At 69.1% G+C, this 8,639-nt stretch carries 4 protein-coding genes and 1 pseudogene; 3 read left to right on the top strand and 2 right to left on the bottom strand.

The annotated features are described in order from the left end of the window. Both ACT6S0_RS24835 and mutL read right to left on the bottom strand, forming a co-directional pair. A pseudogene (locus tag ACT6S0_RS24835) lies at positions 1-385 on the bottom strand (pseudouridine synthase); the annotation flags it as partial. Positions 386-395: 10 nt separating this feature from the next. Beyond that, positions 396-2,225 (bottom strand): DNA mismatch repair endonuclease MutL, encoded by a 1,830-nt coding sequence (mutL, locus tag ACT6S0_RS24830; protein ID WP_444766437.1) that lies wholly within the window; start codon positions 2,223-2,225, stop codon positions 396-398. 57 nt (positions 2,226-2,282) lie between these two features. Between mutL and ACT6S0_RS24825 the strand changes: the two genes are divergently transcribed. From ACT6S0_RS24825 to ACT6S0_RS24815, 3 genes are all read left to right on the top strand, one after another. Further along, positions 2,283-2,930, top strand: a complete 648-nt coding sequence (locus ACT6S0_RS24825) for a DedA family protein (RefSeq protein WP_444766436.1) — start codon at positions 2,283-2,285, stop codon at positions 2,928-2,930. A 64-nt stretch (positions 2,931-2,994) separates the two neighbouring features. After that, the gene (locus ACT6S0_RS24820) at positions 2,995-6,312 is read left to right on the top strand and encodes a S41 family peptidase (protein WP_444766435.1); all 3,318 of its coding nucleotides are present in this window, start codon (positions 2,995-2,997) and stop codon (positions 6,310-6,312) included. Positions 6,313-6,571: 259 nt separating this feature from the next. Next, a partial coding sequence (locus tag ACT6S0_RS24815) for a HAMP domain-containing protein (protein ID WP_444766434.1) occupies positions 6,572-8,639 on the top strand: 2,068 nt, incomplete at its 3' end.

Raw genomic sequence — 8,639 nt, 5'->3', positions numbered from 1 at the left:
CGCCGCGCTGGGCGCGCTGCGGCGGGCCGTCCGGTGGGTAGCCACCCGGCCTCGGACCGGGGCGGCCTTGGCGCTCATCGCGCGGCCGCTCGGGGCGCTCGTCGCGGCGGAAGGGTTCGCTGCGTTGCTGCGGCGGGCGTTCGGGCTTGAAGCCGGCCGGCTTGGGCGGCCGCGCAGGGCGCTCGTCGCGGACCGGCCGCTCGTTGCGTTGTGCGTGGGCCTTGCGGTATTGCTCCTCGCGTTCGGCCCGTTCCGCCTGCGCCTTGGCGAGTGACGGGCGCGGCTTGGAGACGCCCTTGCCGCGCACGGGCGCGCGCTTCTCGCCCTCGGCGTTGCGGGTCTTGGCGGCGGGCTTGGGCTTGCCCTTGAGGGTGATGGTGGCCATAGGCTTGGGCTCAACGGCCTCTCAGGAATAGGGCGTCCAGCTCGCGCATGTCGAGCTGGCGCCAGGTGGGACGACCGTGGTTGCACTGGTCGGCCCGTTCGGTGGCTTCCATGTCGCGCAGCAGGGCGTTCATCTCGTCCAGCGTCAACTGCCGGTTGGCCCGCACGGCGCCGTGGCAGGCCATGGTGGCCAGAATCTCGTGCTGGGCACGCTCCAGCACCGAGCTGGCGTCGAACTGGGCCATTTCGGCCAGCAGCTCGCGGGTCAGCGCGACCAGGTCGGTCGCCGCCAGCAGGGCAGGGCGCGAGCGCACGGCCAGCGTGCGGGCAGACAGCGGCGCGACGTCCAGCCCGAGCTGGGCCAGCGTGTCGGCATGCTGTTCGGCCGCCGCGACCTCCTCGGCCGTGGCGGCGAAGCTGACGGGGATCAGCAGCGGCTGGCTCTCGATGGTCGTCGCACCGAGCTTGGCCTTCAGCCGCTCGTAGACGACGCGCTCGTGCGCGGCGTGCATGTCGACGATGACCAGGCCCTGCTTGTTCTCGGCCAGGATGTAGACACCCTGGATCTGCGCGATCGCGCGGCCGAGCGGCCAGTCCTGGTCAGGCAGCCGGATGTCCGGCAGCGCTGCGGCCGCAGGCGCGGGCGCAGTGCCGGCGTCCCACAGCGTCTCATGCTGCACCAGGGACAGCCGCACCTGGGCGGCCGTGGGCGGCACCGGCGGCACATACACCGAATAGCCGGGGCGCGGCTCGGCGTCATAGAGCGTTGCCGGTGTCGTCGGCTCGAAGCCCAGCGGTGCCATGACCGATTCGACACCCGCCGCCTCGGTGCTGCGCGATTGCGCCAGCGCGTCGATGAAGGCGCGGCGCACCGACTGGTGAATGGCGCGACCGTCGCGGAAGCGCACCTCGATCTTGGTCGGGTGGACGTTGACGTCGACCAGCTCGGGCCCGATCTCGATGAAGAGCACATAGCTGGGCTGACGCTGGCCGTGCAGCACGTCTTCGTAGGCCGAGCGGATGGCATGGCTGATGAGCTTGTCGCGCACGTGGCGGCCGTTGACCCAGACGTATTGCTGGTCCGCCCGCGAGCGCGAAGCCTCGGGCAGCCCGGCGCGGCCGCTCAGCGCCAGCGGCCCGGCGCTGAATTCGAAGGGCCGGCTCTCGGCAATGAAGTCGGCCCCCAGCACATCGCTGATGCGCTGCTCGCTGGAGGCCGCCCGCCACTGGTCGACGAGCTTGCCCTCGTGCCAGATCGCAAAGCCGACGTCGGGCCGTGCCAGCGCATGGCGGCGCACGGCCTCCACGCAATGGGCGGCCTCGGTGGCGTCGGTCTTCAGGAACTTGCGGCGCGCCGGCGTGGCGAAGAACAGCTCGCGCACCTCGACGCTGGTGCCGCGCGAGCGCGCAGCGGCCGACAGCTCGCCGCTGCGGGCGTCCAGCCGGTGGGCGTGGGCCGCGTCGGCGGTACGGCTGGCTATTGCCATCTCCGACACCGAGGCGATGGCCGCCAGCGCCTCGCCGCGAAAGCCCATCGTCGCGACCGATTCCAGTTCGTTCAGCGACGCGATCTTGCTGGTGGCGTGGCGCTTCAGCGCCAGCGGCAGCTGGGCGACCGGGATGCCGCAGCCGTCGTCCTCGACGACGATGCCGCGCACGCCGCCGGCCATCAGCTTGACCAGCACATTGCGCGCGCCGGCGTCCAGCGCGTTGTCCACCAGCTCGCGCACCACCGACGCCGGCCGCTCGACGACCTCGCCGGCGGCGATCTGGCTGATCAGCTCGTCGGGGAGTTCGCGGATGTCGCGGGGAGCGGGGACCTCGGGCAGGGGGGAATCCATCGCCAGGATTATCGTTTCCCCGCAGGCGTCACAAAGCCGCCGAGATAATGCGCGCCCATGGACCTGCTGACCTTCCTCATCGATTTCATCCTGCACGTCGACCAGCACCTGGCCGCCTTCGTGCAGAACTACGGCACCTGGGTCTACGCGCTGCTGTTCGCCATCGTCTTCGTCGAGACCGGCGTCGTCGTCATGCCCTTTTTGCCGGGCGACTCCCTGCTCTTCGTCGTCGGGGCGCTGTGCGGTGCGGGCCTGATGAACCTGCCGCTGGCCATGGGCATCCTCATTGCCGCGGCCATCCTGGGCGACCAGACCAACTACATGATCGGCCGTCACATCGGGCCCAAGGTGTTCCAGTGGGAGCAGTCGCGCTTCTTCAACAAGCGCGCCTTCGACGCCGCGCATGCCTTCTACGAGAAGCACGGTGGCATCACCATCATCCTGGCGCGCTTCATGCCATTCGTGCGCACCTTCGCGCCCTTCGTCGCCGGCGTGGCGGAGATGAGCCGCGCCAAGTTCTCGCTCTACAACGTGACCGGCGCGCTGATCTGGGTGGTGAGCCTGACGGTGGCGGGCTATCTCTTCGGCAACCTGCCCTGGGTGCAGACCCATCTGAGCAAGATCATCTGGGCGCTGATCCTGATTCCCGGCCTCATCGTCATCGGCGGCGGCCTGAAGGCGCGGTTCAGGCGCCAGCCCGGTTGACTTCCGTCGGGCGCCTCGTGAAGGCCTAGAGTCGCGGGCTTTGCGACTCTAGTCGGAGATCCCGATGACCCTGTCCCGTATCGCCGTGGCGCTGGCCTGGATGACCTCTGGCCTTGCCCTGGCCCAGTTGGAAGCGCCTCAACCGACGCTGATGCTGCGTCAGCCCGCCGCCTCCCACGACCACCTCGCCTTCGTCTATGCCGGCGACCTCTGGCTGGCCGACCGCGCCGGCGGCAACGCGCGCCGCCTGACCAGCCACGCTGCCGCCGAGTTCGCGCCGCGCTTCTCGCCCGACGGCAAGCGCATCGCCTTCTCGGCCAGCTATGACGGCAATACCGATGTCTATGTCATCGGCCTGGACGGCGGCGTGCCCAGGCGCCTGACCTGGCACCCGACGCCAGATGTCGTCAGCGGCTGGAGCCCGGACGGCAAGCGTGTGCTGTTCGCCTCGCCGCGCGAGGTGCTCAACAACCGCAGCAACCAGCTTTATGAAGTGAGCCTGGACGGCGGCTACGAAAAGCAGGTCATGAAGGCCGTGGCCTTCGAGGGCGCCTGGTCGCCCGACGGCAAGCGGCTGGCCTACCGGCCCTACAACGCAGCCCATGCCGGCGCGAGCGGCTGGCGCCAGAGCCGCGGCGGCTCGACGCCGCCGGTCTGGATCATGGACATGGCCAACCAGACCTGGGAACAGATCCCCCACGTCAATGCCACCGATTCGGCGCCGGTGTGGGCGGGTGGGGACGTGGTGTTCATCTCCGACCGTGCCGACGGCGCGGCCAACCTCTTTGCCTTCAACCCGGCCACCAAGGCGCTGCGCCAGCTGACGCGTGAAACGCAGTGGGACGTGCGCAGCGTGGACGCCATCGGCAGCACGCTGGTCTACGAGGCAGGGGGGCGCATCAAGCAGATCGAGCTCGCCGGTGGCGAGCCGCGCGTGCTCGACATCCGTCTGGCCAGCACCGCCGACCAGGCCCGCCCGCAATGGAAAGATGCGGGCAAGGCGCTGACGCAGGCGCGGCTGTCCAGCACCGGCAAGCGCGTGGTGGCGAGCGCGCGCGGCGAGGTGTTCACCGTGCCGGTCAAGGACGGCAGCGTGCGCAACCTGACCGAGACCGCCGGCGTGCGCGAGAAGGATGCGCTGTGGAGCGCCGATGGCCAGCGCGTGGCCTACCTCTCGGACGCGCCGGGCATGCGCCATGAGCTGGTGCTGCAAGCCCAGAGCGGCCTGGGCGCCAAGGAACGCATCGCCCCGCCGCAGGCGGGTTATTTCACGCTGCTGGACTGGTCGCCTGACGGCCTGCATCTCGTGCTGGAAGACAACCACCTCAGCCTCTACCGGGTCGGCCTGGCGCCCGGCCCGCTGCGTGGCCAGCTGGTCAAGATTGCCACCGACGTGCGCCGCCGCGACACCGGCGTGGCCTTCTCGCCGGACAGCCGCTGGCTGGCCTACACCGGCTCGGGCGAGAACTACTTCGGCCGCATCTGGCTGCATGAACTGGCCACCGGCCGCAACCATGCGCTGACCGATGGCCTGGCCCACGCCGGCACGCCGACCTTCTCGGCCAAGGGCGAGTTCCTCTATTTCACCGCCTCCATCAACACCGGCCCTTCGGCCGTCGGCCTGGACCTGTCCACCCAGGAGCGCCCGCGCCGCGCCGGCCTGTATGCCCTGGTGCTGGCGGCCGACGGCAAGTCGCCGCTTGCGCCCAAGCCGGGCGACGAGGAGGGCAAGAAGGAGGCCGCCAAGAAGGACGCAAACAAGGACGACAAGGACGATAGGAAGGACGACAAGCCCGCCAAGCCTGAGCCGGTCCGTCCGATCAAGGTCGACCTCGACGGCCTGGCCGACCGCATCGTGGCCCTGCCGGTGGCCGAGCGCAACTACGACAACCTGGCCGTCGCGGCCGACGGCGCGCTGTTCTACCTGCAACGCCCGCAGCCCGGCTCCAGCAACGAGGCACCGACCGCCGAGCGTCGCGCGACGGCCGAGCTGTGGCGCTTCGACTTCGAGGAGCGCAAGGCCAAGATGCTGCGCACCGGCGTGGCCGAGTTCTCGCTCAGCGAAGACCGCAAGAAGCTGCTGCTGACGCTGGCCGCCGGCAAGCTGGAAGTGGGTGACGCCAACGAGAAGATCGAGGCCAAGGCGCTGGACCTGGCGGGCCTGCGTGCCCGGGTCGACCCGCGCCTGGAGTGGAAGCAGATCTTCGACGAGACCTGGTGGATGCAGAAGGAGTTCTTCTACGACCCTGGCATGCATGGCCTGGACTGGCAGGCCGTCTACGACCGCTACCTGCCGCAGCTGGCCCATGTGCAGCGCCGCGAGGACCTCAATGACCTGCTGGTGCAGATGATTGGCGAGCTGCAGGTCGGCCACAACCGCATGGGCGGTGGCGATGTGCACCAGGAGACGCCGGTGGCCGTCGGCCTGCTGGGCGCCGACTTCGCGCTCGTGCAGGGCCGCTATCGTATCGCCCGGCTGTATGCCGGCGACCGGCTCAACCCACACCTGCGCGCGCCGCTGGCGGCGGCCGGCCTGGGCGTGAAGGAGGGCGACTTCATCCTGGCCGTTGGCGGCCATGAGCTGGACGGCAAGACCAACCTATACGCGTTGCTGGAGAACACCGTCGGCAAGCAGGTCGTGCTCAGCATCGCGCAGGACGCCACGGGCAAGGGCCGCCGCGACGTCGTCGTCGAGCCCATCGCCAACGAAAGCCTGCTGCGGCGCTGGGCCTGGATCGAAGGCAACCGCAGGTCGGTCCAAGCGAAGAGCGGCGGCAAGGTCGCCTATGTCTACATGCCCGACACGGCGGGGCAGGGCTACGAACACTTCAACCGCATGTTCTTCGCCCAGGTGGACAAGCAGGCCCTGATCGTCGACGACCGCAGGAACGGCGGCGGTCAGGCGGCCAACTATGTGACGGAACTGCTGGCGCGCCCCTACCTGGGCAGCTGGAAGGACCGTGACGGCCTGGTCTTCGACACACCCGGCGGCGCCATCTACGGCCCCAAGGCCATGCTGGTCGACCAGGACGCCGGCTCGGGCGGCGATTTCATGCCCTATGCCTTCAAGCGCGTCGGCCTGGGGCCGCTGATCGGCAAGCGCACCTGGGGCGGCCTGATCGGCATCTCGACCAACCCGCCGCTGATCGACGGCGGCTTCCTGACCGTGCCCTTCTTCCGCTTCTTCACGCCGGAGGGCGAGTGGCGCATCGAGAACGAAGGCGTGGCGCCGGACATCGACGTCGAACTCGACCCCGCCGCCGTCAACCGCGGCGAGGACACGCAGCTCGATGCGGCAATTGCCGACGTGCTCAAGCGGCTGCAGGCCTGGAAGCCCATCCAGCGCAGGCCGGCGCCGCCGGCCGCGACGCTCGGCCGGTAACCCTCGGCCCGGCAGGCCGGGGCGCTGGTGCCCCTGCCGGCCGGGCCGTTTTCGGGCAAGCGGCGTACCCGATTCGGGCTACGTTTTTTTGCGCGCGGACCCCCTAAAACACAGTGGGCAGCCGAGTTGGCCCACAAAATCCGCCTCCACCTCGGACTGAATATGGCGGGTCATGACTGTCTCCATCGCGCCCCAACCTCGCAAGAAGCGCCCCTCTCCTAGCGCCGCCGTCGGTGGAGCTGGCGCAGACGCCGCTTCCATGAACGGCGACTCCGCCGCCGCGCGCTCCCGCCAGATCCTGGCGGCCCTGTCTGGGCTGCGCGATGGCGACTTCACCGTGCGCCTGCCCAACAGCTGGGACGGTGTCGACGGCCAGATCGCCGCCGCCTTCAACCAGATCACGGCGCAGGAAGCGCGCATCGCGGCGGAGGTGGCGCGGCTGTCGGCCACCGTCGGCAAGGAAGGGCGGCTCAAGCACCGCATGTCGCTGCCGGGCTCGCTGGGTGGTTGGGCCACCAAGGTCGATTCGATCAACACGCTGATGGACGACCTGGTGCGGCCGACCGCCGAGATCGCCCGCACCATCGGTGCGGTGGCCAAGGGCGACCTCGGCCAGGCCATGGAGCTGGAGGTCGACGGCCGGGAGCTCAAGGGCGAGTTCCTGCGTTCGGCGCGGCTGGTCAACACCATGATTGACCAGCTGTCGGTGTTCACGAGTGAAGTGACCCGCGTCGCCCGCGAGGTGGGCACCGAGGGCAAGCTGGGCGGCCAGGCGCAGGTCAAGGGCGTGTCCGGCGTCTGGAAGGACCTGACCGACTCGGTCAACCAGATGGCCGGCAACCTGACGGCCCAGGTGCGCAACATCGCCGACGTGACCATCGCCGTGGCCAACGGCGACCTCTCCAAGAAGATCACCGTGGACGTGCGCGGCGAGATCCTGCAGCTCAAGGAAGCCACCAACACCATGGTGGACCAGCTGCGCTCCTTCGCCTCCGAAGTGACCCGCGTGGCGCGCGAGGTGGGCACCGACGGGCGCCTGGGCGGCCAGGCCGTGGTGCCAGGCGTGGCCGGCACCGGGAAGGACCTGACCGACTCGGTCAACGCGATGGCGACCAACCTGACGGCCCAGGTGCGCAACATCGCCACCGTGACGACAGCGGTGGCGCGCGGCGACCTGTCGCGCAAGATCACGGTGGACGTCAAGGGCGAGATCCTGGAGCTGAAGGAAACCATCAACACCATGGTGGACCAGCTCAACGGCTTCTCGTCGGAAGTGACCCGCGTGGCGCGCGAGGTGGGCACCGACGGCAAGCTCGGCGGCCAGGCCCAGGTGCCCGGCGTGGCCGGCACTTGGAAGGACCTGACCGACAACGTCAATTCGATGGCGTCCAACCTGACCGGCCAGGTGCGCAACATCGCCGACGTGGCCACCGCCGTGGCCAACGGCGACCTGTCCAAGAAGATCACGGTGGAAGTCAAGGGCGAGATTCTTGCGCTCAAGAACACCATGAACACCATGGTCGACCAGCTCAACGGCTTTGCCGGCGAGGTCAGCCGCGTGGCACGCGAGGTGGGTACCGACGGCAAGCTCGGCGGCCAGGCCCAGGTGCCTGGTGTTGCCGGTACGTGGAAGGACCTGACCGACAACGTCAACTTCATGGCATCCAACCTCACGGGCCAGGTGCGCAACATCGCCGAGGTAACGACGGCGGTGGCCAACGGCGACCTGTCCAAGAAGATCACGGTGGACGTGCGCGGCGAGATCCTGGAGCTGAAGAACACCATCAACACCATGGTCGACCAGCTCGGCGGGTTCGCGTCGGAAGTGACGCGGGTCGCGCGCGAGGTGGGCACGGACGGCAAGCTCGGTGGCCAGGCGCAGGGCCGCGGCGTGGGCGGCATCTGGAAGGACCTGACCGACTCGGTCAATGCCATGGCGACCAACCTGACGGCGCAGGTGCGCAACATCGCGGACGTGACGACGGCGGTGGCCAACGGCGACCTGTCCAAGAAGATCACCGTGGACGTGCGTGGCGAAATCTTGGAGCTGAAGAACACCATCAACACCATGGTCGACCAGCTCAACGGCTTTGCCGGCGAGGTCAGCCGCGTGGCACGTGAGGTGGGCACCGACGGCAAGCTCGGCGGCCAGGCCCAGGTGCCAGGTGTTGCCGGCACCTGGAAGGACCTGACCGACAACGTCAACTCGATGGCGTCCAACCTGACCAGCCAGGTGCGCAACATCGCCGACGTGGCGAGGGCGGTGGCCCGCGGCGACCTGTGCAGGAACAGTATCTTATACGAGACTGTCGCTGGCGACGATAACA

This window comes from Roseateles sp., assembly GCF_052436255.1.
Lineage (GTDB): Bacteria > Pseudomonadota > Gammaproteobacteria > Burkholderiales > Burkholderiaceae_C > Pelomonas.
This window is presented reverse-complemented; position numbering and strand designations above follow the sequence as displayed.

Excerpts from the sequence above, each read along its gene's own strand:
- ACT6S0_RS24820 (WP_444766435.1), top strand. The coding sequence starts at position 2,995 with ATGACCCTGTCCCGTATCGCCGTGGCGCTGGCCTGGATGACCTCTGGC.
- mutL (WP_444766437.1), bottom strand. The coding sequence starts at position 2,225 with ATGGATTCCCCCCTGCCCGAGGTCCCCGCTCCCCGCGACATCCGCGAA.
- ACT6S0_RS24825 (WP_444766436.1), top strand. The coding sequence starts at position 2,283 with ATGGACCTGCTGACCTTCCTCATCGATTTCATCCTGCACGTCGACCAG.